The organism is Alteromonas sp. McT4-15 (assembly GCF_020515205.1).
Lineage (GTDB): Bacteria > Pseudomonadota > Gammaproteobacteria > Enterobacterales > Alteromonadaceae > Alteromonas.
Genome location: NZ_JAJALG010000002.1, coordinates 221,679 through 247,069, shown reverse-complemented (window position 1 = coordinate 247,069; position 25,391 = coordinate 221,679). Strand labels below are relative to the sequence as shown.

Below are 25,391 nucleotides of genomic sequence, written 5' to 3'. Positions count from 1 at the left end.
GCCTCGGAGGGGCAGGGAACTGTACTTCACCCCTACATCTTCGTGCCCGCCAACTTCAAGCTGAATTTATCTGCTTACTAATTTTTGCCTTGGGCGAATAGGGCATCTAGTTTTTGCTCGTATTCGTGGTAGCCAAGATAATCGTACAATTCCATACGTGTTTGCATACTGTCGACAACGGCTTTTTGGTCACCGTTTTCAAGTATAGATTTGTACACCATTTCTGCTGCTTTATTCATGGCACGGAATGCACTTAATGGGTAAAGCACCATGTCTGCTCCCCATTCGCCAAGCTCTTCTTTGTTCCATAGTTCGGTTTTGCCAAACTCAGTAATGTTGGCAAGGATAGGTACGTCTAATGCTTCTGAGAATGCACGGTAGTGCTCTTCAGTTTGAACTGCTTCTGCAAATATACCGTCAGCACCTGCTGCTACGTAGGCTTTTGCGCGCTCAATGGCTTTGTCTAAACCTTCTTGTGCGAATGCGTCAGTGCGGGCCATGATGAAAAAGTCTGGGTCAGTTCTGGCGTCAACTGCGGCTTTAATGCGGTCCACCATTTCTTCTGTACTAACAATTTCTTTGTTTGGGCGGTGACCACAGCGTTTTTGGGCAACCTGGTCTTCCATATGAACTGCCGCCGCGCCTGCTTTTTCCATGTCGCGAATGGTTTTAGCAATGTTAAATGCGCCGCCCCAACCCGTGTCGATGTCTACCATAAGTGGAAGGTCACACGCGCTTGTTATGCGCTGTACGTCTGCAATTACATCGTTAAGTGACGTCATGCCCAAATCGGGTAGGCCGTATGACGCATTGGCTACGCCGCCACCCGAAAGGTAGATAGCTTGGTGGCCAATGGCCTTTGCCATCATGGCGGTGTAGGCATTAATGGTGCCTACAATTTGTAGAGGTTTATTGTTCTCTAAGGCGGTTCTGAATTTCTTTCCTGCACTCATGATTGTCACTCACTTATTTGAAAGTAGGGTAGAGGTGAATTGGATACAAAGAAGCCTTTAAGGTATTAGTCATGATTGAGCTTCTTCTCGATATTATTTTTTGAATAAAGAATATGGCGTCGCATTAACATTTCCGCCAGTTCTTCGTCGCGATTGGCAATGGCATTAACGATGTGTCTGTGCTCGTCAAATGCGGTACTGACTCGAGGGCCTGCCATACCTAGCTGCACGCGATACATGCGCACAAGATGATAGAGTCCGTCGATAAGCACACTAATTAGATGATCGTTTTTACTGCCGGTTACAATGCGGTAGTGAAAGTCTACGTCGCCAGCTTCTTGGTAGTAGCTATGACTGTCTTTTACCTTGTCAAAATGACTGTCGAGTAACGATTGCATATCTTCAATTTCTTCGTCAGTCATATACCTGGCGGCTAATCGCGCTGCCATGCCTTCTAACGCTTCGCGCACTTGATATAGCTGTATAAGACCTTCGGGGGATAGTGCGACCACGCGGGCCCCTACGTTGGCTTTACGCTCAACAAGGTGACAGGTAGCAAGGCGGTTAATAGCTTCACGGATGACAGCCCGACTTACTTCGTATTTTGTCGACAATTCTGTTTCACTGAGTTTGCTGCCAGCAGCAATAACACCCTCAACAATATCCTTTCTCAATTTGAAGAAGGTTTTGTCTGCATTCGTTATTGCTTGTTCGGTAATTTTGATCACGGTTTTAAATTTTCTTGCTGGAATGTCGACAATATAGCCTCTTAAAACTCAATTTTCAATATTTTAGGGTTTTATTGTCGACAAAAGTGGGGCGAGGGCAGTTTATATGATAAACAGGTACCTCGTTAAACTTGCTTAGATTAAACTTGCCTAGAACGAGCAAAAAATTAGGTCGAAAAGGTCAGCATAGTTCTACTATGCGTAGTTGTAGATACGAGTAAATAGGTGTCGTAATTTTGCCCAATTGGTCAGTATTAAAGCGCTGAGTGATATTAGAGAAGTTGATACCAATTTTTTTTGGTATCAGTTTGAAAAATATAGGTTTATTTTATTTTTGTGAGTGTTGTTAGTGAAATGTAAAATTTAACCAATTAGTCTAATTTTGAAAGAATAGTTTAGTAAAAATGTAATATTTCACTTTCCAATATAGAAACATGTCGGTATCATACCGTTCCAGTCTTCAAGCCTAAACTCTTTCACTGAGATATTGAGGGCTGGTAAAGGTAACTTCCACTTTTTAAGCGAAGTATTATTGAAAGTAAGTCTGTAATTTTTCATTGCAACTTACTTTTTTATTGCCTGAAATCAGCATTAAGCACCTTTCTGCTCCTCTTACTATCCCCTCGAGTTTGGGTTGCAAAAGTTCCATAGAAGAACTTGAAGCAATTGATAAATAGATTAAATACCTAACACTCAAGCAAAGGGGTTACACCATGAAAACCAATACTGACGTGTCTAAGACACTCGCCAGTAAGCTTTCGCCTGTCGCACTTGCAGTAGCGATGACCGTTCCAGCTCTTACGAATGTTGCCGTAGCGCAAGAAGCAGAAGTGACAGAAGAGCAAAAGTTCGAAGCCATTACCGTTACCGCTACTAAGCGTCCCCAAGTTATTTATGAAGTACCGATTGCCTTGAGTGCATTCGACGGTGACAAATTAGCTGAACAAGGCATCACTGATCTAACAGACGTAGGTAAGTTCGTACCAAACCTAAACGTAACCGGTTTCTCTGCTGGTCACACATCGTCAGTTAACCCGTTTATTCGTGGTATCGGTCTTCAAGACCACCTTATTACGACTGACCCAGGTGTAAGTGTTTATGTTGATGGCGTTTACCTAGGTCGCCAAGTTGGTCAAAACTGGAGCCTTAACAACATCGAGCGTATCGAAGTACTTCGTGGTCCACAGGGCACACTATACGGTCGTAACTCTATCGGTGGTGCAATTAACATCATCACTAAAGAACCTGATCAAGGCGACGTAACTAAGATTAACACTGAGTTTGGTACTCGTGGTCGCGTAAAAGCTGATCTTTTTGTTAACCACGGTTTGTCAGATGAGTTAGCGTTCAACATGAACCTGTCATTTAATAAGCGCGACGGCCTTGGCGAGTTCATAAATGTACCTAACGCTGAATATGATGTGGGTGAAACAGAAGATATTTCTGGTCGTGTGTCAGTTAAGTGGGAGCCTTCAAACGACTTCCGTATGGTACTAACTGCTGATGCAAACAATGGTGACGGTGGTCTTCGCCCGTATACTGTACTTATTGATGAAGTAGGCTCTGCGCGTTACTTCGGTGGTGGTAACGGTTTAGGTGTAGAACTTCGCAACTCTGACGTTATCCCAGAAGGTTATGACCGTTACGACAATGCAACAGGTACTGCTGCAGTAACGTCTGTATCAAATGAAGCTCGTGGCCTTTCACTTACTACTGAGTGGGATATCAACGAAGATTACACAGCGAAAGTGGTAGCAAGCCAACGTACTTCTAAGTACAAAGCGGGTCTTGATGATGACGGTACTGTTTTCTCTCTTGACCAGTTCCCAGAGCGCGGAGAAGCAGATCAAACTTCTGTTGAACTTCAGCTTAACGGTTATATTAACGAGTACACCGACTTTGTAGCTGGTCTTTACTACTTCAACGAAGAAGGTAGCAACCGTCAAGGTGACGACTCAAACTTCGACGGTGGTCCAAACCTTTTAGCACTCGACCAAGAAACAACATCGAAAGCCGCTTATGTTAACGTTCGTCACGACATTAACGACGAGTTAAGCATCTCTGGTGGTCTTCGTTATACCAAAGATGAGAAAGACGCGTCAGCAAACGTATTTGGCCCACTAGGTACTATTTTCGATTCAAACGATTGGGACGAAGTAACGTGGGAACTTGCCACAAACTACACGTTTGAAAATGGTTTGACAGGTTACGCAACGATTCAGTCTGGTTATCAGTCAGGTCAATACCCAGCGCGCCCTTACTGCTTAATTGGCCAGTTCTTTGGTGCAGGTGGTTTTGATGATATCGAAGGCGCTCAAGCGGCGGTTCGTGCAAACAACTGTTTTACAGCATCAGATAACATTACTGCGACTAACTACGAAGTGGGTATTAAAGGTCGTGTAAACGAATATTTCGATATGAGTATCGCGGTATTCAATACTGAGTTTGAAGACCTACCTTATCAGGTAAGCCGTGTAAGCGAAGGTGGTTTTGATACCGCTAACCTAGTTGTAGAACAAACTTCTCGTGGTATTGAAGCTGATGCTACGTTTAGCTACGGCAACTTTAGCATGATGACCAGCATTGGTTACATGGACGTAGACGTTGAAGAGCAGGCTGGTTTTAGCCCGGTTGCCCCACTTACGCCAGACCTAACACTTGCCATTGGTCCTCAGTACACCTTTGAACTTGATGGCGGCGACTCAATTCGCGTGCGTGCAGACTACTCTTATCGTTCAGAAATGTACGGTGAGCCAACGTCAGCACCAGAGCGCATGACCGAGCTTGATAGCCGTGAGCTTGTTAACTTTGATATCGCGTACACGCCAGCAAACGATGCATACACCGTAGCGCTTTACGGCCGTAACATCTTTGATGAGCGTTATGACAATGCTCGTTTGAACACAGGTGATTACATCCTTCAAATTCTAAGCAACGATGCCAGTGAGTTTGGTGTGAGATTCTCTACTGAGTTCTAAGAGATAGATAATTGAGAAAAGCCGGTTTTAAACCGGCTTTTTTTTGCTTGTTTTCTAGTACTATTTAGCATAGTTTTAAATTCCTAGAAGATTAATTCAGGGAGTGAGTATGCGCGTAATAGCAGGGTTACTATTGATAATAGGACTGGTTGGCTGCACGCATACTAACCAGTCGAACACCGCGCGACAAACGGTCGAAAGAACTGAATTTGGTAGCGTATGCCGCTTTAGTGGGAGCGGAGAGCATGGCTCATGCCCGTTGGCAGGCAGTGACATGGTAGGGGCGTCGTGCTCATGCCCATCTCCGTTTGGCCAAATGATGGGTACGGTGTCGAAAAACTAATATGGAGCAGTAACATGGGACTGTTGACGGGTTTCAAAAAATCGAGCCTTGAAAAAAAGTTTAGAAAAAGTGATTGGGTGATTATTCAGTCGATCCCTTTTACGCAATTTGAACAGCTTATCGTTGATTACGTCGACAGTGGGTGGGAAATTGAAGACGATTATGTTCGTCTACAAGAAGATACACCGAAATGGGAGTGTATACTAAGAAAAGGAACGAGCATTCTGACATGTATTTGGACAATGAAAGCGCATGGTCAGGTATACGGTCCATCCAGGGTGCTAAACGGACTGGCTGAAAAACTTAATATGAAACCTACCACTACTATTTCACAGCCTTGGTTTTAGTACCTCATAGCCGCAAGTGTTCTATCTAAACGTGTATTACAGCCATCCTTTTTGTTTGGCAATGCGCGCTGCATCTACGCGATTAGTTGCGTCTAGTTTCGAGATAGCTTCCGATAAATAATTACGTACGGTACCTTCTGAGAGAAAAAGCTGCTGTGCGATTGCCCGTGTTTTTAGGCCGTCTGAAGCAAGTTTAAGGGCTGACATTTCTTTTGGTGAAAGTGGGTTTTTGTCATCGAGGGCCATAATAGCGAGTTCTGGCGAGATGACCTTTTCCCCGCTTATTACTTTGTGTATTGCGTCGATTAGGTAGTCACTATCAGACTCTTTTAAAATAAACCCTTTTACGCCAGAACTGAGTGCTCGCTTAATGTAACCAGGTTTGGCAAAGGTCGTCATCAATACAACGCAGGTATTTATCGCCTTACTTGCCACATGATTTGCGACATCTAGCCCTGTTACTTGAGGCATTTCTATATCGCTCAGTATAACGTTTGGTGTTTCATGGTGCTCTAGGTAAGTAATTGCTTCCTGCCCATTGCTGCATTTACCCACAACATCAAACCCTTCTTCTAACGAAAGTAACATGGCAATCGCGTCACGTACCAATGACTGATCTTCAACAACGAGAATAGTGGTCATACAGCGCAATCCTTTTTAGTCGCTTACTAGTTTGTGAGGCAATATAAGCTCGCAGTGAAATGCACAGTCTGGTGAGGTGCTAAATACAACCTCGGCACCAATTGTGTTTGCGCGTTCGCGTATGCCTGTTAATCCATTGCCTTCGATAAACGAATGTTGAGCGTTTTCTCTGCCATAGTCAAAATACTTAAGGATGATCGCAGTTTCAAAGTGCTTGATTGTTAACGTCACGCTTTTACCTTTTGAGTGACGAAGTGTATTCGTTGTAAGTTCTTTAACAATGAGAGAAAGTTGCGATTCTTCCATTGATGTAAGCGTGTTTTCTAGCTGTTTTGCTACATCGAAAGTAGTTTCAAACCCATGCTCCTCTAGCAAAGCGATATTTTTGGCAATTTCGTCACTAAGCGATAAGTGCTTAATATCAGAAACTGCACAACGAATATCACTGAGCAGAGATTGCGATAACGTCGCTAGCGCCTTTACTTCCTGCTGCGCTAAGGTGATCTCGTTTTTACTAAGTAGCTTATCGGCCAATTGTGCTTTTAGTGCTATGGAGCTAAGTGCGTGGCCTGCCACGTCGTGAAGATCCCTCCCAATACGTTCTCGTTCTGCAATGGCTGATAGAGTCTTCATTGATTCTGCGTGCTTCGCCTCTTTCATTTGAAATTCAGTTTCTTTCCTTTCCATCGCACCAAAGCCAAAAAGAACCACACTATTAATCGTTGCCGCTAGCAGATACCAGCCCTGCTCCTTGAAAATATAAAGCTGAAGAAGTGCGAGTGAGAGTGCAATTAGGGAAATAAATGCAATACCTTTTTGCAACGTGTAGTAGTAGCCAATAATAAAGCCGACAAACCCGAAAATTATTGCACCGCCAGGGTTTTGAAAGCTGACAGCGTAACCAAGTAGGAGTAAAAAGGATAAAAAATAGGGCAGAACCTGAGGCGGCGAGTTTATAGCACGAATATATATCGCGACAAAAAGGCCATAGCCGCCCAGTTGCAAAAGCCACACCGAACTTGGGAGTGGCATAGAGAGAACGAGAGGCACAAAATAGAATAGTGAAAAAAATAAGCTGCTGTATGACCAACGTTTTTTGCGACCACTGGCTAAAAGTGGCATTACGCTTTCACGGTGTGCAGAGGATGCATTGTTTAACACAAGTATTTCGTCCTTATTGAAATACAACAGCAGATTTACTGGTGATCAATAATGTGCCCGATATGATTAATATAATACCCAGCACGGCATAGATGTCGAATGTTTGTTTCCAAAATACCACGGAGGCTGCTGTAATCAGCGCTATACCCATGCCGGACCAAATAGCATAGGCGATTCCGACCCCCATATTCTTAAGAACAAAGGCGAACAACATGCCGGATACTGCGTAGAAAAAGATGGCACCATAACCGAATGCCCATTTTTCCCAGCCATTTGAGGCTTTGAGCAGCATGGTCGCTGTCACTTCAGTTACAATGGCAATAGCCAGGATAAGATAAGTCATGTTTGTTTCCTTTTACGTTAAAGCTTGCGATAGCGCTGTTCTAATGCGTACAGAGAAATAATGTAGATAATGACAATAACGGTACTGATTGCTTCAACGCGGGCTTCAGGGAACAGATACCAAACGGCAACTATAGAGACGGTGCGAGTAATGGTATGAAAATAGCCTACCCAATGTTGAATGGCCCATGAAAGGGGCATCCACATTAAACCGGCTAGAATGCCCAATGAAAGTGGTACTGTGGTGTGGTCGATAGCAGCAATGGGTAAGGCAATGCCAAATACCATTAAGCTCATTATCAACCCCACAAAAAACAGACGGTCAAAGCTTGTTGTCACTTTATCTTTGGCAAAGAAACGTTCTCCCGTAATGTAAGACAGTCCCGCACCAAGGTAGAAAATCGCTCCTGTTCCGATGTAAAGAAGCCACGTCATAACAAATTCAGATACAAAAGGCGCGGTGAGCCCAAGCATTGCCCATACGATAGTGCCTGCCAACGGCATAGCTATAAATCGGTTTTGTTTAAATAACGTTCGTTCCTGTTCTAACGTTAATTTGGTTTGTGAGGATGTTTGAGTGGGGCTTGAAATGCGAATGGCTTCTATCATTGTCTTTTCCTATTATGCTAATTAAGCGTTGGAAAAAGTATGACGGGTTTGGTTTTAAGAAAGTATTCACAAAGGTCATCTAAAAGACATGACAAAAGTCACTTAATTTTGGTTGTTATGCCTCTTGCTTTTTTGCCTTGCGTTTATTCAGTACGCTATCTCCATCTTCTTTTGACAACAGCAAGCTGTCAGCAATGCTGACAAGCGCCACACATGCCATAAATAACATAGCCAGAACAAAGGTGTCTAAGTTTGGTGAAGAGGGTGTTTGATCAAGGATAAACGTCGCAACGGCAATGGCAAGTGCTGAAAGTGTGATACCAAGACCTCTGTTCATTTGCATTAAAATTGCGCCCAACGTATTGGCGTCGCGCATCTTATTAGTGGGGACATCAGCAAACGCAATCGTATTTAGCAAGGTTAGATGCATTGAACGTGTCATCCCGTTGATAAACAAGATTACACCTATAGTAGTTGATGCCGTTGTATGGGTGATACAGGCAAGGGCGATAAAACCTAACGAAATCAGTATGCCATTTGCTATCAAAACGCGCTTAAAGCCAAACGAATTCATTATCCATGTCGTGGCGGGTTTGATAGCGAGGTTTCCAGCAAACAGCCATAACAGTAAGGTCCCCGCTTCGACCGGCGTATAGCCAAGCCCTAGCTGTAGCATTAGCGGCACAAGAAATGGCGCACTTCCAAGAGCAACGCGTACCACAGACCCACCGTATACTGATAAACGGAATGTTCTATGTGCCATTGCCTCAAATGAAAACAGAGGAAATTCTGCTCGTTTTACATGTCTTATGGCAAGCAGCATGAGTATTAAGCCCACCAGAATGATGCCGATTGCAACAAACAAAGCGTCTGTCGCACTGGCGAGGTACTCAATTCCGGCCATAAAAAATGCAAAACCAATGCCTGTAAGTAAAAAACCTTTAAGATCGAAGCGACCCACATTGGCTTTCGTGTTTTTCAACAAATACATTGAGGCAATTATTGCGAGAATACCCAGTGGAATGTTCATGTAAAAAATCCACTGCCAGCTTAGGTGGGTAGCAATATAGCCACCTAAAACGGGTCCTAAAATAGGTGCACTAAGTGCAGGCCATGTAATAATAGCGACGGTCTTAACGAGCTTTTCTTTGGGTAAGTCGCGAAGTACCACCAAACGCCCGACGGGTACCATCATTGCACCACCCACGCCTTGAAGTATGCGCGCTAGCGTGAATTCAATAAGGCTTGTGCTCAGTCCGCATAATACCGAAGCGAGTGTAAATACAGCTATTGCGGCAAGAAATATTGTTCGTGCACCAAAACGATCGGCGACATAACCACTTAAGGGAATAAATAGAGTAACGGCCACTAAATATGCAGAAACGCCGATTGAAAGATGAGCTGCCGGAATATTGAAATCGGCAGCGATCACAGGAAGCGCAGTAGTAATTACTGTGGCATCTAAAATTTCCATAAAGAGCGCCCCTGCAACAAGAAGCGCAGTGGCAGACTCTTTATTGAATAATTTCAAAGGCGCGCACTACGCGAGCAACACCAGTGACATTGCGTGCAATGTCCACCGCTGACGTAGACTCGAGATTGGTTAATCTGCCCATTAAGAATACCTCTGAGTCTTGTACAACAACTTTCACTTGCAAGGCTGGCACACGCTCATCAGCAACAATTTTGGCTCTTACTTTTGAAGCCAACCAGATATCATTCGCTTGAGTGCCTGCGCCAATAGGCTCAGCCAGTCGAATTTGGTTGTGAATTTTTTTTAGGTAAGACACTTCTTGCGCGCGACGCACTGCTTCGTCTACTAGCGCTTGATTGGGCGCCTGACCAGTGAGCAAAGCCACACCGTTATATACATCAACTTGTAGATTAGTTTGCTCTTTTAAAGCTTGGCTTTTAGACCATTGGTACGCCACTGAACTGTCGGCATTTTGGTCATCTAGCTGAGTACCTACTGTACGCCTGTCGTTTGCTACTTTTGCTGCCATTGCGCCAGCGGCACCAACGGCAACCACACAGCCTTGTAGGTTAACAAGTAGGGCTGCACATAGCCCTAATGCTCCGATTTTTTTAGCGCTTATCATAATTTTTTTAATTCTTACTCATCACCGTGATCAGCAGGGAACAGGCTATCATCAATGCACTCGCACAAATTGTGGATCACCAATAAGTGAACTTCTTGAATACGCGCAGTACGATTTGACGGGACGCGAATTTCAACGTCGTGCTCGCTTAAAAAGCCCGCCATTTCACCACCGTCTTTACCGGTAAGCGCCACAATAGTCATATCACGAGAAAGAGCGGCTTCCATCGCTGCAATGACGTTGCGTGAATTACCGCTAGTTGAGATGGCAAGAAGAATATCGCCAGGCTGACCTAGTGCACGAACCTGCTTTGCAAAAATTTCATCGTAACTGTAGTCGTTAGCAATTGAGGTCAGTGTCGAGGTGTCTGTGCTAAGTGCAATCGCTGGTAGGCTAGGGCGATCTCGCTCGTATCGGTTAAGCATTTCAGAAGAAAAGTGCTGCGCATCACCTGCTGAACCACCATTACCACAGCTCAACACCTTATTACCGCGAATAAGCGCTTCAACCATCATGTTCGCTGCTTTTTCAATAGACTCAGGCAGTATTTCAGAAGCTGCAATCTTGGTTTGAATGCTCTCTGTAAAATTCGCTTTAATTTGTTCAATCATACTTCACTTTCTCTTCAATTTTACCTCAAGCATTAGCGCTGGCAGCGTTAAATGAGGTATTGGTCGCCAGTTAAAAAAACGAACATAGCAAATTAGGCTCTACAATTAGTATCCGTAACTTTACTTATTAACTGCGGCGTTTCTTTAATGTTGCGTTGAAGGCTGTCAAAAGCTGCGGAGATGGGTGGGGGAATACCGTAGAAAACCCTCCGCTGCATGGATGCAGCGGCGGAGCGCCCATGGATGGGTTCACCGCGTGTTTTCGGAGGTATTCCCCCACTTATCTCGGGCAAGCGTCGCTCAGCCGATATTTTTTAGCCACTGAAGGTTGCTTCCATCAATGGCGATAACGTCTATGCGCAAAGGGGTAGACGTTGAGTTTAGGTTATTATCTAACAAATAGAATTCAAACGCAGCCCGAATTCTGTGTAGTTTCTTGGCGGTGACAAACTCAATGGCACTGCCAAAGCGTTGTTGCTTGCGATATTTCACTTCAATGCAGACTATCGTGTTGCCGTCTTGCATAACTAAATCAAGTTCACCGCGTCTTGTTCGGTAGTTACGACAACGCAGCGACAGTCCTTGTTCCACTAAAAATTCGCACGCTTTGTCTTCGGCTGCATTCCCTTGCAGTAATGACATGAATTTCTTACTCCATCAGCATTTGTACCGCTTCATTGCGAATAATAGCTTGAGGTTGCTTTCTTACGACCTCACCTTTTGTATTCACTGATAGCGTACCTGTTAATCCTTCGTGGGTTAAGTAGTTGAGGGTGTTTAACATACCAAGTTCAGGCAATAACTGGTAAGCATCATAGCCAAACGCAAACAAACGTTTTTGCATGGTGTTTTGATTTTCCCATGCGTTGGCTACCTCACTTTCGAGCACTTTCCAATTATGCTCGGGCATTAGCCAAGGCATGTCGATAAAGTGCACATTCTGTAAATCGCGCCATTGGTTCTTACCACTGTCGTAATCCATGGAGCGCGATGTTGCATAAACGGGCACTTGCTTTCCATCATAAGGATTTAAACTGGCTTCAATAATCGGATTTAGCAATTCGGTATCTTGCGGAGAAGCGAACGCAACAATGGCATCAATATCTCTGCGGCTACGCGGCATGTTGTACACTTCATCGTTGGTCATGTATTCAATTTGATTTATCCGCGCATTACTTTGCGCCACGTCCAATGCTTGGGTAATACCTTCACGCAATGAGCCACTGTCGTTGAAAGAAACCGATGTAATGTTTGCCCGCTGCTTGTTTTCTTGTTTGTGCAGTTCACGCCAGTGCGTTTTAAATGTCTCGTCCATACGCTGATAAAGGTTGCTTTGCGCTGCAATAACGATAGGCGCTCGATAGCCTTTATTAAAAATAAACTCCGCTAATTGCTTCGCTTCATCTTCCGGTGCCAAACTGAAAAAGTTCAACGAAGTAGGTAGCGCAATAGACGATAATTCACTGCTTGCGTTGAGTTCACTTTCACTATCAATTAAGGCATTTGTCGTGGTAACGCTATCAATGTCGTCTGGGCGATTGAGGGCAAGTACGTTTACGCCGATAGGAAGCGCCGGTATCAGGCTTTCAACGGTTTCTTTTAGTAGTGGACCAATAACAAACTTGGTTTCACCGAGTTGAGCCAACAAACTAGCGGTATCTGCATTGTTTGTATCGATAAATCGAAGGCGAGGCAACTCTCTTTCATGTTGGCGCTTCTCTACATCGCTGTAGTAGGCGCTGATAATACCGTTTTTAACGACATCCCCGGTTCTGGCGAGTCTGCCGGACAAAGGCAGCAAAACGGCAATATCGTTAGCTCCCGTTTCTTGCAGTTGGGTGGCTTCAATAATTTCTTGAGGAAGGGCATTGGCTAATACATGGCCACGATACACTTGTTTAAATTGAGAGATGTTAGCATCGAGTTGGCGCGGCGTTGCGGCATATTGCTCTGTAAGCTTTCGCAGCGAGATAAAAGGCGAAAGATCGGGGTATTGCTCATTTATTGTTTTTAAATTCTCCGCTGATACTGTCGTTATCCAACGCCATATACGCGCCACTTTGTCTTCGTCTGACAAGTCCGTTTTAAGCATACTATTAGCGGCGGCTGCGTCGTTGCCTTGTTGAGAATAAAGCTGTGTTTGTAAGCGCGCTTTTTCGACGCGCGTATCTTCTGTGTCTTCAACATTGTTGAGCAAGGCAATCAGTTCATCGACAGGAGCATTCGATGTGCTTGCATAGGCTTTTGCCATCAGTAGGGAATAGTACGAGGAAAGACTGTTTGGTACACCGTCTTGTTTTACTTCAAACAAGACCTGCTGAGCAAGCACTGGCTTATCGTCATTTAAGTAAAGTTCGGCAGCTTGAAGTAGTAAAAGGTCTCTTTGGATTTTATTGCGTGTTTGAGCCCATACTTGTTTTGCTTCAAGGAGTTTGTGCTCTGGGGTGAGGATCTCTTCAACTTTCTGCACAGCGGGCTTCGGTGTGAGCTCACTCGGCGCTTTAGTTTGTTTTGGTGTGCTGCCACAGCCACCAAGCAACAACAATGACGTGATTGCAGAGAGCGTAAAATATTTTCCAGCTTTTCCAATATGAGGCACAGTCTCATTCCTTTTACATCAGTATGGGTCAAGTTTATCTTAACCAGTGTGAAAATCTACGCTTGCCAGCATAAACTGGACCAATGGCGTGTTACACTTGTCGCAACTCTTTCAAACTTGATCATGTTTAACAACTTTTATGACTGACACAGCAACGCTATATATTGTTCCCACGCCAATAGGTAACTTAAATGACATGAGTACGCGAGCAATCGAGGTGCTTCGCGAGGTAAGTTGGATAGCAGCTGAGGATACCCGTCATAGTGCTAGACTATTGCAACACTTTAACATTGACACCAAAACGCTGTCATTACACGAGCACAACGAAGATAAACGCGCTGCAATGTTGTGTGAGCGGTTAAAAGGCGGAGAAGCCGTTGCGCTTATTAGTGACGCAGGCACGCCGCTCATCAGTGATCCGGGTTTTGTACTCGTGCGCCGTTGTCGTGAGCAAGGAATACCAGTGAGTGCATTACCTGGCCCGTGCGCAGCTATTACGGCGTTAAGTGCTTCAGGACTTCCCACTGATACCTTTATTTTTGAAGGCTTTTTACCCGTTAAGAGTCAGGCTAAAGAAACCGCATTGTCGGCCTTGAAAGATAGAACATTTACAACGGTGTTTTACGAAGCACCGCGACGTATTCTTGATACGGTATGCGCCATTCAAAAAGTGTTGGGTGAAAGGCAGGTGGTGGTTGCAAAAGAGCTGACGAAAACGTTCGAGACCTACGTAAGTGGCACGCCACAAGACGTGATTGATTATTTAGAGTCTGATGCAGCACACCAAAAAGGTGAGTTTGTCGTAATGATTGCGCCTGCGCAACTTGATGAACAAGACATACCGAGTGAAGCGATGTCGTTGTTAATGACATTGTGCGAGCATATTCCGCTTAAGAAGGCGGCGGGGATAGTGGCAAGTCATTACAATTTAAAAAAGAATGCGCTATATCAGGCAGGTCTTGATGCCAAAGCGTAATCCATAATGTCGAAATAGAGTAAAAGAAAACCCGCTTTAGCGGGTTTTCTTTTTGTCGAAGTTTTTCGCAGACGTTTCTTTTTGCCTACGATAAGCGACCCTTGAAGTCTTCGTAAGAAAATTCTCTGACGAGTTCAAAGTCACCGTTTGAACGTAAAATACCAATGGCAGGGTGCTCAACACCGTTGAAGAAAGTTGTCTTTACCATGGTGTAGTGCATCATGTCTTCAAACTGAAGACGGTCTCCAGCTTTTAGCGGTTTGTTGAATGAATAGGTATCTATGACGTCACCGGCAAGGCATGAATTCCCGCCTAACTTAACGTTAAAGGCTTTTTCATCAGGCATACCTGCGCCCAAAATGGTTGGGCGATAGGGCATCTCCAACACATCTGGCATGTGAGCTGTCGCTGAAATATCCAAAATAGCGATATCACCGTCGTTATTTACAACGTCAACCACTTCACTGATTAACGGGCCTGTTTGCCACGCCACAGCAGAGCCAGGTTCTAAAATAACGTCTAAATGCGGGTAGCGATCCTTAAAGTCTTTAAGTGTGTTGATAAGATGTTCAACGTCGTAGCCTTCTCGTGTCATAAGGTGACCACCACCTAGGTTTAACCACTTAAGGTCGCCCAACCACTTAGAGAAGCGTTTCTCGATAGCTTGAAGAGTTCGCGCTGTGGCAAACGAATCGCACTCACACAAGTTGTGACAATGAAACCCTTCGATACCACTAAGGTCAACGCCTTCAAGCTCACTTGCTCTTATGCCTAAACGCGAACCCGGTGCCGCAGGGTCATAAAGTGGGGTATCTGCTTCTTGATGTTCTGGGTTAATACGCAAGCCTAGTGATACATTTGCCAATGTCTCTTTGTGTGCTTGCCATTGGGTCAAGCTATTAAACGATAGGTGGTTGACCAATGAAGCTAGCGCTTTGGCATCATTTACTTTGTAAGCGGGTGAGTATGCGTGAACTTCTTTACCCATTTCAGCGGCTAACTTTGCTTCCCACACTGAACTTGCCGTTGCGCCGTGCAGATACTGTTTAATAATGTCGAAGCACGACCACATTGAAAAGCCCTTAAGCGCAAGAATGATGCGAGCACCAGACTCGTCTTGAACTCGCTTCATTAATTCAAGGTTACGAATAAGCTTAGCTTCTTCTAGGACATAACAAGGAGAAGGAATGTCAGTGCGTTGCGTTAAATCGGTCAATGGGGTCAAACTCCATAAATTTTGCAATAGTATTGGTGTTGCGTAATATCGCGAAACAGTCAAACAAAAGGGCGCCTTGGCGCCCTTTATTGGTATTACTTAGTGAAAGGGCTGCTTTCACACTCGATCACGTGCCATGGTAGACCGTGTTCGTTTAGCATGTCCATGAATGGGTCTGGATCGAATTGTTCCATATTCCATACACCGGCTTCTTTCCAGGTGCCATTTAGCATCAGTGCAGCACCAATCATAGCGGGAACACCTGTTGTGTAAGATACCGCCTGTGCGCCCACTTCTTCATTACATTTGGCGTGATCACAGTTGTTGTAAATAAAGATAGTTTTTTCTTTACCATCTTTAATACCTGTGATGTACGTGCCAATACACGTCATACCGCTGTAGCCTTCGGCCAACGAGCCTGGATTAGGCAACACAGCTTTCAAGAACTCAAGCGGTACAATTTGCTGACCTTGGAATTCTACTGGCTCAATGCTAGTCATGCCAATGCCTTCAAGTACACGAAGGTGGTTAAGGTATGCATCGCCAAATGTCATCCAGAAACGTGCACGTTTTAGCGTAGGGAAATGTTTAACCAGCGACTCAAGCTCTTCGTGGAACATGAGGTATGAAGCACGGACACCGATGTTCTGGTAGTCCAAATCTTCACGTACGCTTAATGGATCAGTTTCTTTCCACTCACCGTTTTCCCAGAAGCGACCACGCTGCGTGATCTCGCGAATATTGATCTCTGGGTTGAAATTAGTTGCAAATGCTTGGCCGTGATCACCACCGTTACAATCAACGATATCCAAGTAATGAATTTCATCGAAATAGTGCTTTGCTGCATAGGCAGTATAAACGTTAGTTACGCCTGGATCGAAGCCACTACCAAGCAGTGCCATGATTCCCGCATCTTTAAACTTGTTTTGGTAAGCCCATTGCCACGAATACTCGAATTTAGCTTCGTCTTTTGGCTCGTAGTTAGCGGTATCTAGGTAATCAGTATTTGTTGCCAAACACGCGTCCATGATCGGAAGATCTTGATACGGTAGCGCAAGGTTAATGACAAGATCAGGTTTCACTTCATTGATAAGTGCTTCAACTTCTTTGGCGTTGTCTGCATCAAGGGCAAACACACCCTTAACACGATCTTCGCCCACTTCTTTTTGAAGCGCTTCGCATTTTGATACCGTGCGGCTTGCAAGATAAATTTCGTCGAAGTGCTGTGGCAATCGTGCACACTTTTTAACAGTTACTGACGCAACGCCGCCAGCACCAATAATTAAAACGCGAGACATATAAACTGATCCCTAATTTTGCTAATGAAATTTGGGCTGAATGCTAGCAGACCAATCTAATTTGGCAAGCAAAGTCAGCACGCGAGAGTACAAAAAATTTTAATCGTTACACGCGACAAAAGGTCACTACTTTACCTTACTACCGGGTGACAGCATCAATAGGTGGTGAAATGACCACTTTACCATCAACCTTATAGTATGGGTACAGTAACAATCGCTCTTCGTGATTTGGCGTGGCCGTTGCCACCGCAATGGCATCAAGGGTTTTGCTATCTTGGGTATTGACCGTTGCGGCATACACCAGCACGCTGTAGCTATTACTATCAGTAGTGGCATCAATGATTCGCCACTGCAATTGTTCAATTAATTGTGACTCACGCTTTCTTGTGTTGGATTCATCACTGAACACACAGCCTATTCGGCCATTGTCGTAGATTGCTGCGAAGGGATAGAAAACATCACATACGGGTAACATGTGTTCACATAACGCTAGCGCTCTAGCAACTAATTCGCTTATGGGTTTGGGCAATGTAACTGGTCGGTCGATCATAATGTCATTCCTGTAAGTTAGCCTTGCTGTACAACATTTATGATTTTGTTACGCGATTACAGCGCATATTGATCTTTACGGTACGCTTTTCGTTCATTTATAAAAAGGCTGGCCCGTTCTACTCACATTAGTTTATTAACTGCTTTCTCGACAGTTAAACACCCAATTAATTGAGATAGCGCATAAAAATTTAAAATAAGTCCAGTGATTTAGCATTGAGATAGTGGCCTAACCTACTATCTTGCGCCTTGCAAACCACCAGTGTGCAGTACAATTATGTTGGATCCTTTTGGGAAGTAACTCTCTTTCAACAGTTGTTTCAAAGCCCAAAACAACTTTCCTGAGTAAACAGGCTCTATAGTGAAGGACATAGCGGTATTGAATTCATCGCAGAAAGTACGCAATTCGCTGGGAACTTTGGCGTACCCGCCCAAATGAAAACGATGATCTATTGACCAAGCTGAACATTTATCGCTGATAAATTGAGATACCAATGACTCCAAATAATTCTCACCCTTTAGTACACCAATGCCTAACGCCTGTTGGGTATTCGAAAGTTTGTTTATGATGCCGGCTAAGGTAGCGCCGCTGGCGACGGGTGCCATTATCACATCAAAAGGTATAGTTATTTCCTCAACCATCTCACCAATACCATGTAGTGCCGACTGCTGGCTTCCACCCTCTGGAATAATCAGGGCATCGTTATATCTTTGTTGTAATTGCAATAAGTAGTCAGGGACATTACGTTTTTGATAGGTAATACGGTCGACATACTCAATATCGACATTCCAATTCATCAAATCATTAATCATCGGGGAGGGCGATGCGCTGTAATTACCTCGGACTATTGCGGTTAGCGGTATACCAAGCTGGTAGCTCGCATAGCCTAGGGCATGTAAGTGGTTGGAGAATCCACCGCCAAAGCTCACCATAGCGTTGGGTTTTGTGGTTTTAAGGGTATAGGCCAATTTGCGCCATTTATTTCCTGACATAATAGGGTGAATCATGTCATCTCGCTTAACCCATATCGTCACTTCGTTCGCTCCTGTCCAAGAAGGTGAAAACGGCATTAACGAGGAGGGGAGCGCAAGGCTAGCTTCAAGTTTAGAAAGCTTATTCAAAATTCCAAAATCGCAGTTTGATCAAAGTCGAGTGCACCGAAGTATAACCATTATGTGATGTAAACAAAATCGAACTACTAAAGGTTTCCTATGCGGTACATCGGCGCGCTTTTACCTTATCAATTAAAGTCAAAAGCTGACTTAAATATCAATAGCACATTACTTCGTGTGCTTGCTGTTATGGGTGTTTTGAGTTGCATGGCAGTGACAGACAAATCAATGGCACAAGATTCTCTACCAAAAGAAATTCAAGATAATGTCCCCAATGCTGCGCTTGTGGGAGAGGATATGTTCACTTACTACTTTTGGGATGTGTATTTAGCCTCTTTGTACGCACCCAACGGTCGCTATAACACTGAAGATGCCTTTGCCCTTCGGCTAAAGTATCAGCGAGATCTTGAAGGCAAAAAAATAGCACAACGGTCTATTGATGAGATGAAAAAGCAAAGCTCACTTTCACAAGAACAGGCTAAAGCATGGTTAAATAAAATGGAGTCCATATTTCCTGATGTTAGCGACGGAGACGTATTAACAGGAGTGGCAACGAAAAATGGGACAAGCGTATTTTATTTTAATGGTGAAAAAGTAGACAGCGTTGAAGATGCAGATTTTACCACCCGGTTTTTTAATATTTGGTTGGGTGAAAGCACATCAGAGCCCAAGTTCAGAAAAGCGCTGTTAGGGGAAAGCTAAATGAAGTTATTCAAAAAAATCGCAGTGAGTGCACTTGGTGCGGGATTGTTTTTGGGGGCGTTAACAGGTTGTTCTGTCTCAGTAGATGGGAACGACTATAAAGCCGTGAGCCCAGTGTTTGAGATAGAACAATTTTTCGACGGTGATGTTAAGGCATGGGGTATTGTACAAAATCGCTCTGGTGAAGTGGTTCAGCGTTTCACTGTTGATATTAATGGTCGCATTGACGGTGACACATTGACCCTCGATGAGACGTTTACTTATGGAGTGGGAGAAGGCCCTACATCGCGAACTTGGACCATAGTGAAGCAAGCAGACAATAGTTATATTGGGCGCGCAAGCGATATTGAGGGGCCAGCGAAAGGAACGGCGTTTGGCAATGCATTTAATTTCCATTACGAAATGGATCTACCTGTAGACGACACTACGTATTCGGTTACCTTTGATGACTGGTTTTGGGCATTCGACGATAGCACAATGATGAATCGTTCATACATTCGTAAGTTTGGTATCGTCATGGCTGAAGTCACTATTTTTATGCAAAAACAGCCTTAATGCTCGAAGCTAAATACCACGCCTAGTCCGCGGCCTTCCATGAGCGGGTCGTGGACAAACCAAAGTTTACCGTCGTGTAGTTTCACAATAGCGGAAACCAGTGACAAACCGAGTCCGTTACCTTTGCTGGTTCGACTCGATTCTGCACGATAAAAGCGGCGCTCCAAGCTTTCTATTTCTTGTTCTTTTACACCTATGCCGCAGTCATTGACTGACACCACAATGCGCCCGTTAGTGTCGCTCAACGACACCTCAACACGTCCCCCGCTAGGTGAATATTTAATGGCGTTATCAAGTACATTAGCGACAGCCTGAAACATCAAGTTTGGATCGGCATTCATCATTACAGGCTGTAACGATGAATGCAGACTTATATCTCGTTCTTCTGCTAGCGGGTGATAAAGGTCGACAACATCGTCGATAATGTCGCGAAGCTCAGTAGGGCAAAACCCCTCTTTCTTACTGGTCGTTTCTAGGCCGCTAATTCGCAATAAACTGTTAAACATGTTTAAAAGATTGTCTGCCTCTTGTGTCGTTTCTTCGCGAAGATTATCGTCCTCTATCTTTTCAAGTGTGTTGCGCAATCGGGCAAGAGGGGTGCGTAAGTCATGCGCAATACTGTCAGTCACCGATTTGATGTTATTCACTGAGTTTTCGATGGTGTCTAACATTTGGTTAAAAACAAAAGAAAGACTGCTTAAGTCATCCCAGCTGCTATCAATTTCAAGCCGCTCTTCAAGGCTCCCAGTCTTGATTATCTTGTCTGCGGTTTGTGACATGCGATTTATTCGATTGACGACGTAAACGGCAATGGCGAAGCTTAAAACGCTCAACAAGCACAAGAGACTAACAATAATCCAACTAAAGGTTTTGCCAAACCACTGGGCGCTATAAAGGTCATCGATGCCACGCCCCACATGCAATACATAATCGCCAAGTTCAACTTGCTTTAATAATGCTTGGTGAAGCGTTTTGGGCTCTTGATCACCATTATAGGTAACAATCAATTCAGTCGTGTTGTAGTTATCAAAAAGGTGTCTTGTAGTAATAGCGGGAATGCTTGTTAGGTTGCCTGCCACCACTTGGTCATTTCGACTGATAACAAGAAATGTGCGAGCAGTTTCGTATTGTGATAAACCGGACTGATAGGGCGAAGATGCGGTAAAGCTGCCATTGTTTACTACTTCGATTACGGCATCAATACCCAGCTTTTTATAAAGGGTTGTTATCGCGTCGGCCTTGGCGTTTATCGCAGCATTAGACTCTGTAATAAAAACATCGCTACTGGTTAAACGCCAGAAATAAATAATAAGAACAATGGCAATGCTTGCCAGTGTAGTAAGCAGCGCGCCTACACGAAAACTAGAGCTTCGCGTGAAGTCGCGAATCGCTATCATGCAAGGTTATCCGCGATACGATACCCTGTGCCTCGTACTGTTTCGATAAGTGGAACATTAAATGCCTTATCAACTTTTTGGCGTAACCGACTTATATGCACGTCAATCACATTAGTTTGAGGGTCGAAGTGATAGTTCCATACTTGCTCAAGTAGCATACTACGCGTGACGACTTTACCTTTGTGACGCAACAAGCATTCAAGTAACTGAAACTCTTTTGACTGCAAGTCAATTTCAGTTTCACCCCGTAGTACTTTACGATTAACCAAATCGAGAGTGAGATCGCCCACTTTAATTTGGGTTTTATCGTCGCTCTCGCGGTTCCTGCCTGCGAGCCCTTCAACACGCGCTAACAATTCTTCAAATGCAAAGGGCTTGGTAAGGTAGTCGTTGGCTCCGGTGCGAAGGCCTTTTACCTTATCTTCTACTTGGCTTTTTGCGCTAAGCAACAGCACTGGTGTTGTATTCCCAAGTTCCCTTAACTTTTCAAGCACAGTAAAACCATCTAATTCGGGAAGCATTACGTCAAGAATAACGGCGTCCAGCTCATTTGAAACCGCTTCGCGAAAGCCAGCAGCACCGTCAGACACAGTTATACACTCATGCCCCTCGCCAGATAGGCCACTTGAGATGTGTGAGGCAACTTTTGGATCATCTTCTACCAGTAGGACTCTCATTTTTACGCTTCTTTTAATTAATTAAACGCAACATGACTTCACCTAAGAGAAGTCGTATGACGATACACGACGGTACCCTATTCAGTAATTTCTACGTTAAAAAAGGCAAAATGCGATCACTTTTCACATCTGGTTATTCGCCGCGGTCAAACCGCATTTCTGCGTTATATGGTGTAAAGTGCTGAACGTCTCCTCGCTCACACTTTTCTTGTACTTCGTGCCAGTACTCTGGTGTCATTAAATCACCATGTAATGATTTTAGGATATCTTTGAATTTACGCTTACCAACAATGAAATGCTCGAATTGTTCTGGAAATACATCATTAGGTGCAACCGATAGTGTGTCAATAGCGTAAGGGTCGTCAGACTTTGGTAACGCTCTGAAATTACGTTCATTCATCAAACAAATTTCGTCATAGTCGTAAAAAATGACGCGTCCGTGGCGAGTAATGCCGAAGTTCTTATGCAACATGTCGCCAGGGAATATATTTGCCATGGCAATCTGCTTGATGCACAGGCCTAACTCGTCAAGCGCACTAGTTATTTTGTCTTCGTCGGTTTCTTGCTGAAGATACAAATTAAGCGGTGTCATTTTCCGCTCGATGTATAAATGCTTAATAATAAGTTCACTTTCAGTAAACTCGAGGCTTGATGCACAAGTTTCCTGTAACTCTTTGATAAGTTCAGGCTCAATTCTCTCAAGCGGGAACCTAAAATTTACGTATTCGTGAGTATCGGCCATGCGGCCAACACGGTCAGACATTTTTACCAGCTTGTAGCATTCTTTAACGTGCTCTCGTGTAATCTTTTTACTCTCAGCAAATTCATCCTTAATGATTTTAAACACCACCCCATAAGAAGGCAGATGGAAAACCATCATTACTAATCCGCGAATACCTGGGGCCGCCTCGAACTTGTCATCTGAACTATCCATATGTTGTAGGAAGTTGCGATAAAAAACGGTTTTGCCATGCTTGTAATGGCCCAAGGCCATGTAGAGCTCAAAATGCTTCTTGTTCGGCAATAGCTCTTGTAGGAACGCGGCAACTTCTGCGGGGTTTTGGGTATCAGCCATAAAATAACTACGAGCAAAACCAAATATAACGCTTAAATCTTTTCTGTCTGTTAATAACGCATCAACGAACATGTGTGGCTCGTTGTATCGACGCATGGCAATAACGAAAGGCAGGGTTTCATCGGGCATACAAATCCGACCAATCAGATAGGCTGCTTTTCCTCTGAAAAAAGTTGGTTTTAGTATTTCAACTGCCTGAACGCTGGCAAGTTGTTCTTTATTGAGTCGTGCACGCAAGGCTTTTTCTAAGCTTTGAAGGTCGCGTTCGTAATTTTCAAAAGGAATGTTGTAGCGGTATATTTTGAAGATAGACTCATACATTTCGCGAACCGTCGTCGTAGTATCGAAACTGTTGATCACTTTGTGTCTATCTTGCCCGGGTAAAAAACATCGACTTGGCAAAACAAACATCATGTCGTTGTCTATCTTTCTATGCTTGAAAAAGCGTCCAATCACAGAATTATAGAAGGTTTCCGCTAATTCAAATTGTGGATGTCCTTCCAACTGTGTCGCAAACACTTTCTTTAACTCTTGCCAGAAAGTGTCATCTTTTTGATGTACTTCTGTTAACTGATAAATTTCGGCAACCGCATCGGAAAGGCTTTGTTCGTATATGGTAATGCGCTCTTTAGACGCGGCCTGCGTTTCTCGCCAGTTTCCGTTTTCAAAGCGCTCCTGCGCACCACGGGTAATGCGCGTAAACCACCGATAGCTTTTGTCGAAATGTGCCAGTATTAAGTAAGCCACTTTTTTCACTAATGGCTTTTCTATGTGGGTAGACGCAGTATCCATAAGGTAAGTTCCTCTCTTTCTATGGCGATAGATTTACCATAAAAAGTCTACAAAGTGAGAGAAGTTTGAAGCAGATCGCCAATAAGTCGTTAAAAAAGGCCTTTATTTTTTGTTTTACTAAACTTTTGATTAATGTATTCTGAAGTTTGATTAGTGAACAGAACTAAAGTTTTTCAGATGGGTTTTAATATTCTTATTTGTGATGATTCAGCGCTTGCGCGTAAAATGGCAAGAAGAAATCTGCCAGAAGGTTTCGCTGAAACAATCTATGAAGTGTCGAACGGAATGGACGCCTTAGAAGTATTGGCACATCATACCATCGATTTAGTTTTACTCGATCTTACTATGCCTGTTTTAGGCGGCATAGATGTGTTGCGCGAAATCAAACGTCGACAGTTAGAAACCTTTGTCATTGTTGTATCGGGTGATATTCAACCTATGATGCAAGACAAAGTGATGGCGTTAGGTGCACTCGGCTTTATTGAAAAGCCGATAAAAACCACACTGTTGAAATCGCTCCTACAACGTTTTGGTTTTCTCTTACCGGAAACACAAAAAAGTGCGATGGCGGTGTAAAAGGTTTACCCCGCCAAAGGTCATCACAATCTAGTTAAACCAATGTCTCGTTTTATTGGCAAACCAAACCAGCGATAGCATCACTGGTACCTCTACTAATACTCCCACTACTGTTGCAAGTGCAGCGCCGCTATTAAGACCAAATAATGAAATTGCAACGGCTACAGCTAATTCGAAAAAGTTCGATGTTCCTATCATACAAGCAGGTGCAGCAACATTGTGCGGTAACTTCATTCGCTTTGCTGCAAAGTAGGCAATCGCAAAAATACCGTATGTTTGTATTAAAAGCGGTATTGCGATTAGCACGATATCCTGAGGTTGAGCCAATATGGTATTCGCTTGTAAACCAAACAAAATCACGATAGTGAGTAGCAACCCGCATACCGAAAAAGGTTTAAATCTTTCTACCAATTTTGTTACCGCTTGTGGCCCTTTTTTCTCAATTTGCTTGCGTGTTATAAACCCAGCAAGTAACGGTAAAACGACATAAAGAACAACCGACAGTAGCAGTGTGTCCCACGGAACAGTAATATCAGTAACACCAAGCAGCAGTGCAGTAATAGGGGCAAAAGCAACAACCATAATTAGGTCATTGATTGACACCTGCACTAACGTGTAATTGGCATCGCCTTTCGTAAGGTGGCTCCATACAAAAACCATTGCAGTGCATGGGGCGACGCCCAACAAAATCATGCCGGCTATGTATTCCGTTGCTGTTTGAGGATCAACCCAATCGGCAAACAGCCCTTTAAAGAAAAGCCAGCCAAGTAATGCCATAGTAAACGGTTTAATCAGCCAATTTACTACCAGAGTAAGAATAAGCCCTTTGGGCTTTTTACCTACATCTTTTAGCGATCCAAAATCAATTTGGACCATCATGGGATAAATCATTAGCCAAATAAGTACCGCTACAACCAAATTAACGTGAGCGTATTCAAGCGCTGCAACATGTTCGAAAAGAGTGGGAAAGGCATAGCCTAAAGCAACGCCCGCTATAATACATAGACCGACCCACACTGATAAATAGCGTTCAAAGAAACCCATGTGCAACTC

The 25,391-nt window shown here is 43.9% G+C and carries 26 protein-coding genes; 7 read left to right on the top strand and 19 right to left on the bottom strand.

Annotated elements, in window-relative coordinates:
• Positions 1–77: 77 nt before the first annotated feature.
• The gene (gene prpB / locus LHL20_RS02940; RefSeq protein WP_159626627.1) at positions 78–953 is read right to left on the bottom strand and encodes a methylisocitrate lyase; all 876 of its coding nucleotides are present in this window, start codon (positions 951–953) and stop codon (positions 78–80) included.
• A gap of 65 nt (positions 954–1,018) precedes the next feature.
• The gene (locus tag LHL20_RS02935) at positions 1,019–1,681 is read right to left on the bottom strand and encodes a GntR family transcriptional regulator (RefSeq protein ID WP_226432191.1); all 663 of its coding nucleotides are present in this window, start codon (positions 1,679–1,681) and stop codon (positions 1,019–1,021) included.
• 713 nt (positions 1,682–2,394) lie between these two features.
• Here LHL20_RS02935 and LHL20_RS02930 point away from each other — a divergent pair.
• The 3 genes from LHL20_RS02930 (at position 2,395) to LHL20_RS02920 (ending at position 5,349) form a co-directional block, all read left to right on the top strand.
• Positions 2,395–4,659: a TonB-dependent receptor gene (locus LHL20_RS02930; RefSeq protein ID WP_226432190.1), complete on the top strand. Its 2,265-nt coding sequence runs from the start codon at positions 2,395–2,397 to the stop codon at positions 4,657–4,659.
• A 109-nt stretch (positions 4,660–4,768) separates the two neighbouring features.
• Positions 4,769–5,002, top strand: a complete 234-nt coding sequence (locus tag LHL20_RS02925; protein ID WP_226432189.1) for a hypothetical protein — start codon at positions 4,769–4,771, stop codon at positions 5,000–5,002.
• 14 nt (positions 5,003–5,016) lie between these two features.
• Positions 5,017–5,349 carry a hypothetical protein gene (locus LHL20_RS02920; RefSeq protein WP_226432188.1) on the top strand — a complete coding sequence of 111 codons (333 nt, stop codon included), beginning with the start codon at positions 5,017–5,019 and terminating at the stop codon, positions 5,347–5,349.
• 36 nt (positions 5,350–5,385) lie between these two features.
• On the opposite strand, the gene LHL20_RS02915 is transcribed toward LHL20_RS02920, so the two are convergent.
• The 9 genes from LHL20_RS02915 to LHL20_RS02875 form a co-directional block, all read right to left on the bottom strand.
• Complete coding sequence (locus LHL20_RS02915) at positions 5,386–5,991, bottom strand: response regulator transcription factor (protein ID WP_226432187.1); 606 nt, start codon at positions 5,989–5,991, stop codon at positions 5,386–5,388.
• A 15-nt stretch (positions 5,992–6,006) separates the two neighbouring features.
• A complete protein-coding gene (locus LHL20_RS02910) occupies positions 6,007–7,152 on the bottom strand; it encodes a sensor histidine kinase (RefSeq protein ID WP_226432186.1) in 1,146 nt (381 codons plus the stop codon).
• A gap of 13 nt (positions 7,153–7,165) precedes the next feature.
• On the bottom strand, positions 7,166–7,495 hold the full coding sequence (locus LHL20_RS02905; RefSeq protein ID WP_226432185.1) for a DMT family transporter: 330 nt from the start codon (positions 7,493–7,495) through the stop codon (positions 7,166–7,168).
• A 17-nt stretch (positions 7,496–7,512) separates the two neighbouring features.
• Complete coding sequence (locus LHL20_RS02900) at positions 7,513–8,103, bottom strand: DUF7010 family protein (RefSeq protein ID WP_226432184.1); 591 nt, start codon at positions 8,101–8,103, stop codon at positions 7,513–7,515.
• A gap of 115 nt (positions 8,104–8,218) precedes the next feature.
• Positions 8,219–9,634 (bottom strand): MFS transporter, encoded by a 1,416-nt coding sequence (locus LHL20_RS02895; protein WP_226432183.1) that lies wholly within the window; start codon positions 9,632–9,634, stop codon positions 8,219–8,221.
• The gene (locus tag LHL20_RS02890) at positions 9,618–10,202 is read right to left on the bottom strand and encodes a BON domain-containing protein (protein WP_226432182.1); all 585 of its coding nucleotides are present in this window, start codon (positions 10,200–10,202) and stop codon (positions 9,618–9,620) included. The genes LHL20_RS02895 and LHL20_RS02890 overlap by 17 nt, the downstream gene beginning before the upstream one ends.
• A gap of 14 nt (positions 10,203–10,216) precedes the next feature.
• Positions 10,217–10,813, bottom strand: coding sequence for a phosphoheptose isomerase (locus tag LHL20_RS02885; protein ID WP_105929513.1), 597 nt, complete (start codon positions 10,811–10,813; stop codon positions 10,217–10,219).
• A gap of 300 nt (positions 10,814–11,113) precedes the next feature.
• Positions 11,114–11,455: a YraN family protein gene (locus LHL20_RS02880; RefSeq protein ID WP_202262311.1), complete on the bottom strand. Its 342-nt coding sequence runs from the start codon at positions 11,453–11,455 to the stop codon at positions 11,114–11,116.
• Between the two features lie 7 nt (positions 11,456–11,462).
• Positions 11,463–13,412, bottom strand: coding sequence for a penicillin-binding protein activator (locus LHL20_RS02875; protein WP_226432181.1), 1,950 nt, complete (start codon positions 13,410–13,412; stop codon positions 11,463–11,465).
• A gap of 139 nt (positions 13,413–13,551) precedes the next feature.
• Between LHL20_RS02875 and rsmI the strand changes: the two genes are divergently transcribed.
• Positions 13,552–14,388 carry a 16S rRNA (cytidine(1402)-2'-O)-methyltransferase gene (rsmI, locus tag LHL20_RS02870; RefSeq protein ID WP_226432180.1) on the top strand — a complete coding sequence of 279 codons (837 nt, stop codon included), beginning with the start codon at positions 13,552–13,554 and terminating at the stop codon, positions 14,386–14,388.
• A gap of 85 nt (positions 14,389–14,473) precedes the next feature.
• Here the strand turns inward: rsmI and nspC are convergent, their stop codons facing one another.
• The 4 genes from nspC to LHL20_RS02850 form a co-directional block, all read right to left on the bottom strand.
• Entirely contained in the window at positions 14,474–15,604 is a 1,131-nt protein-coding gene (nspC, locus tag LHL20_RS02865) for a carboxynorspermidine decarboxylase (RefSeq protein WP_226432179.1), read from the bottom strand.
• Positions 15,605–15,699: 95 nt separating this feature from the next.
• On the bottom strand, positions 15,700–16,902 hold the full coding sequence (locus LHL20_RS02860) for a saccharopine dehydrogenase family protein (protein WP_159626669.1): 1,203 nt from the start codon (positions 16,900–16,902) through the stop codon (positions 15,700–15,702).
• Positions 16,903–17,041: 139 nt separating this feature from the next.
• Positions 17,042–17,452 (bottom strand): hypothetical protein, encoded by a 411-nt coding sequence (locus LHL20_RS02855; protein ID WP_226432178.1) that lies wholly within the window; start codon positions 17,450–17,452, stop codon positions 17,042–17,044.
• Positions 17,453–17,688: 236 nt separating this feature from the next.
• Complete coding sequence (locus LHL20_RS02850; RefSeq protein ID WP_226432177.1) at positions 17,689–18,573, bottom strand: 1-aminocyclopropane-1-carboxylate deaminase/D-cysteine desulfhydrase; 885 nt, start codon at positions 18,571–18,573, stop codon at positions 17,689–17,691.
• Between the two features lie 90 nt (positions 18,574–18,663).
• On the opposite strand from LHL20_RS02850, the gene LHL20_RS02845 reads away from it, so the two are divergent.
• Positions 18,664–19,266: a chalcone isomerase family protein gene (locus LHL20_RS02845; RefSeq protein WP_226432176.1), complete on the top strand. Its 603-nt coding sequence runs from the start codon at positions 18,664–18,666 to the stop codon at positions 19,264–19,266.
• Positions 19,267–19,821 (top strand): DUF3833 domain-containing protein, encoded by a 555-nt coding sequence (locus LHL20_RS02840; protein WP_226432175.1) that lies wholly within the window; start codon positions 19,267–19,269, stop codon positions 19,819–19,821.
• On the opposite strand, the gene LHL20_RS02835 is transcribed toward LHL20_RS02840, so the two are convergent.
• The 3 genes from LHL20_RS02835 to aceK all read right to left on the bottom strand — a co-directional run bounded on the left by LHL20_RS02835 (position 19,818) and on the right by aceK (position 23,762).
• Positions 19,818–21,218, bottom strand: a complete 1,401-nt coding sequence (locus tag LHL20_RS02835; protein WP_226432174.1) for a HAMP domain-containing sensor histidine kinase — start codon at positions 21,216–21,218, stop codon at positions 19,818–19,820. The genes LHL20_RS02840 and LHL20_RS02835 overlap by 4 nt on opposite strands.
• Positions 21,215–21,895: a response regulator transcription factor gene (locus LHL20_RS02830; RefSeq protein ID WP_159626679.1), complete on the bottom strand. Its 681-nt coding sequence runs from the start codon at positions 21,893–21,895 to the stop codon at positions 21,215–21,217. Before LHL20_RS02830 ends, LHL20_RS02835 begins: the two co-directional genes overlap by 4 nt.
• Before the next feature lie 133 nt (positions 21,896–22,028).
• On the bottom strand, positions 22,029–23,762 hold the full coding sequence (aceK, locus tag LHL20_RS02825; protein ID WP_159626681.1) for a bifunctional isocitrate dehydrogenase kinase/phosphatase: 1,734 nt from the start codon (positions 23,760–23,762) through the stop codon (positions 22,029–22,031).
• A 177-nt stretch (positions 23,763–23,939) separates the two neighbouring features.
• On the opposite strand from aceK, the gene LHL20_RS02820 reads away from it, so the two are divergent.
• Positions 23,940–24,338, top strand: coding sequence for a response regulator (locus tag LHL20_RS02820; protein WP_159626683.1), 399 nt, complete (start codon positions 23,940–23,942; stop codon positions 24,336–24,338).
• 30 nt (positions 24,339–24,368) lie between these two features.
• Here LHL20_RS02820 and arsB read toward each other — a convergent pair whose 3' ends face one another.
• A complete protein-coding gene (arsB, locus tag LHL20_RS02815; protein WP_226432173.1) occupies positions 24,369–25,382 on the bottom strand; it encodes an ACR3 family arsenite efflux transporter in 1,014 nt (337 codons plus the stop codon).
• Positions 25,383–25,391 lie beyond the last annotated feature (9 nt).

What these genes read in the sequence shown, in the direction of transcription:
- prpB (WP_159626627.1), bottom strand. Translation starts at nt 953, where the DNA reads ATGAGTGCAGGAAAGAAATTCAGAACCGCCTTAGAGAACAATAAACCT.
- LHL20_RS02930 (WP_226432190.1), top strand. Translation starts at nt 2,395, where the DNA reads ATGAAAACCAATACTGACGTGTCTAAGACACTCGCCAGTAAGCTTTCG.
- LHL20_RS02925 (WP_226432189.1), top strand. Translation starts at nt 4,769, where the DNA reads ATGCGCGTAATAGCAGGGTTACTATTGATAATAGGACTGGTTGGCTGC.
- LHL20_RS02920 (WP_226432188.1), top strand. Translation starts at nt 5,017, where the DNA reads ATGGGACTGTTGACGGGTTTCAAAAAATCGAGCCTTGAAAAAAAGTTT.
- LHL20_RS02915 (WP_226432187.1), bottom strand. Translation starts at nt 5,991, where the DNA reads ATGACCACTATTCTCGTTGTTGAAGATCAGTCATTGGTACGTGACGCG.
- LHL20_RS02905 (WP_226432185.1), bottom strand. Translation starts at nt 7,495, where the DNA reads ATGACTTATCTTATCCTGGCTATTGCCATTGTAACTGAAGTGACAGCG.
- LHL20_RS02900 (WP_226432184.1), bottom strand. Translation starts at nt 8,103, where the DNA reads ATGATAGAAGCCATTCGCATTTCAAGCCCCACTCAAACATCCTCACAA.
- LHL20_RS02890 (WP_226432182.1), bottom strand. Translation starts at nt 10,202, where the DNA reads ATGATAAGCGCTAAAAAAATCGGAGCATTAGGGCTATGTGCAGCCCTA.
- LHL20_RS02885 (WP_105929513.1), bottom strand. Translation starts at nt 10,813, where the DNA reads ATGATTGAACAAATTAAAGCGAATTTTACAGAGAGCATTCAAACCAAG.
- LHL20_RS02880 (WP_202262311.1), bottom strand. Translation starts at nt 11,455, where the DNA reads ATGTCATTACTGCAAGGGAATGCAGCCGAAGACAAAGCGTGCGAATTT.
- rsmI (WP_226432180.1), top strand. Translation starts at nt 13,552, where the DNA reads ATGACTGACACAGCAACGCTATATATTGTTCCCACGCCAATAGGTAAC.
- LHL20_RS02860 (WP_159626669.1), bottom strand. Translation starts at nt 16,902, where the DNA reads ATGTCTCGCGTTTTAATTATTGGTGCTGGCGGCGTTGCGTCAGTAACT.
- LHL20_RS02855 (WP_226432178.1), bottom strand. Translation starts at nt 17,452, where the DNA reads ATGATCGACCGACCAGTTACATTGCCCAAACCCATAAGCGAATTAGTT.
- LHL20_RS02845 (WP_226432176.1), top strand. Translation starts at nt 18,664, where the DNA reads ATGCGGTACATCGGCGCGCTTTTACCTTATCAATTAAAGTCAAAAGCT.
- LHL20_RS02840 (WP_226432175.1), top strand. Translation starts at nt 19,267, where the DNA reads ATGAAGTTATTCAAAAAAATCGCAGTGAGTGCACTTGGTGCGGGATTG.
- LHL20_RS02835 (WP_226432174.1), bottom strand. Translation starts at nt 21,218, where the DNA reads ATGATAGCGATTCGCGACTTCACGCGAAGCTCTAGTTTTCGTGTAGGC.
- LHL20_RS02830 (WP_159626679.1), bottom strand. Translation starts at nt 21,895, where the DNA reads ATGAGAGTCCTACTGGTAGAAGATGATCCAAAAGTTGCCTCACACATC.
- aceK (WP_159626681.1), bottom strand. Translation starts at nt 23,762, where the DNA reads ATGGATACTGCGTCTACCCACATAGAAAAGCCATTAGTGAAAAAAGTG.
- LHL20_RS02820 (WP_159626683.1), top strand. Translation starts at nt 23,940, where the DNA reads ATGGGTTTTAATATTCTTATTTGTGATGATTCAGCGCTTGCGCGTAAA.
- arsB (WP_226432173.1), bottom strand. Translation starts at nt 25,382, where the DNA reads ATGGGTTTCTTTGAACGCTATTTATCAGTGTGGGTCGGTCTATGTATT.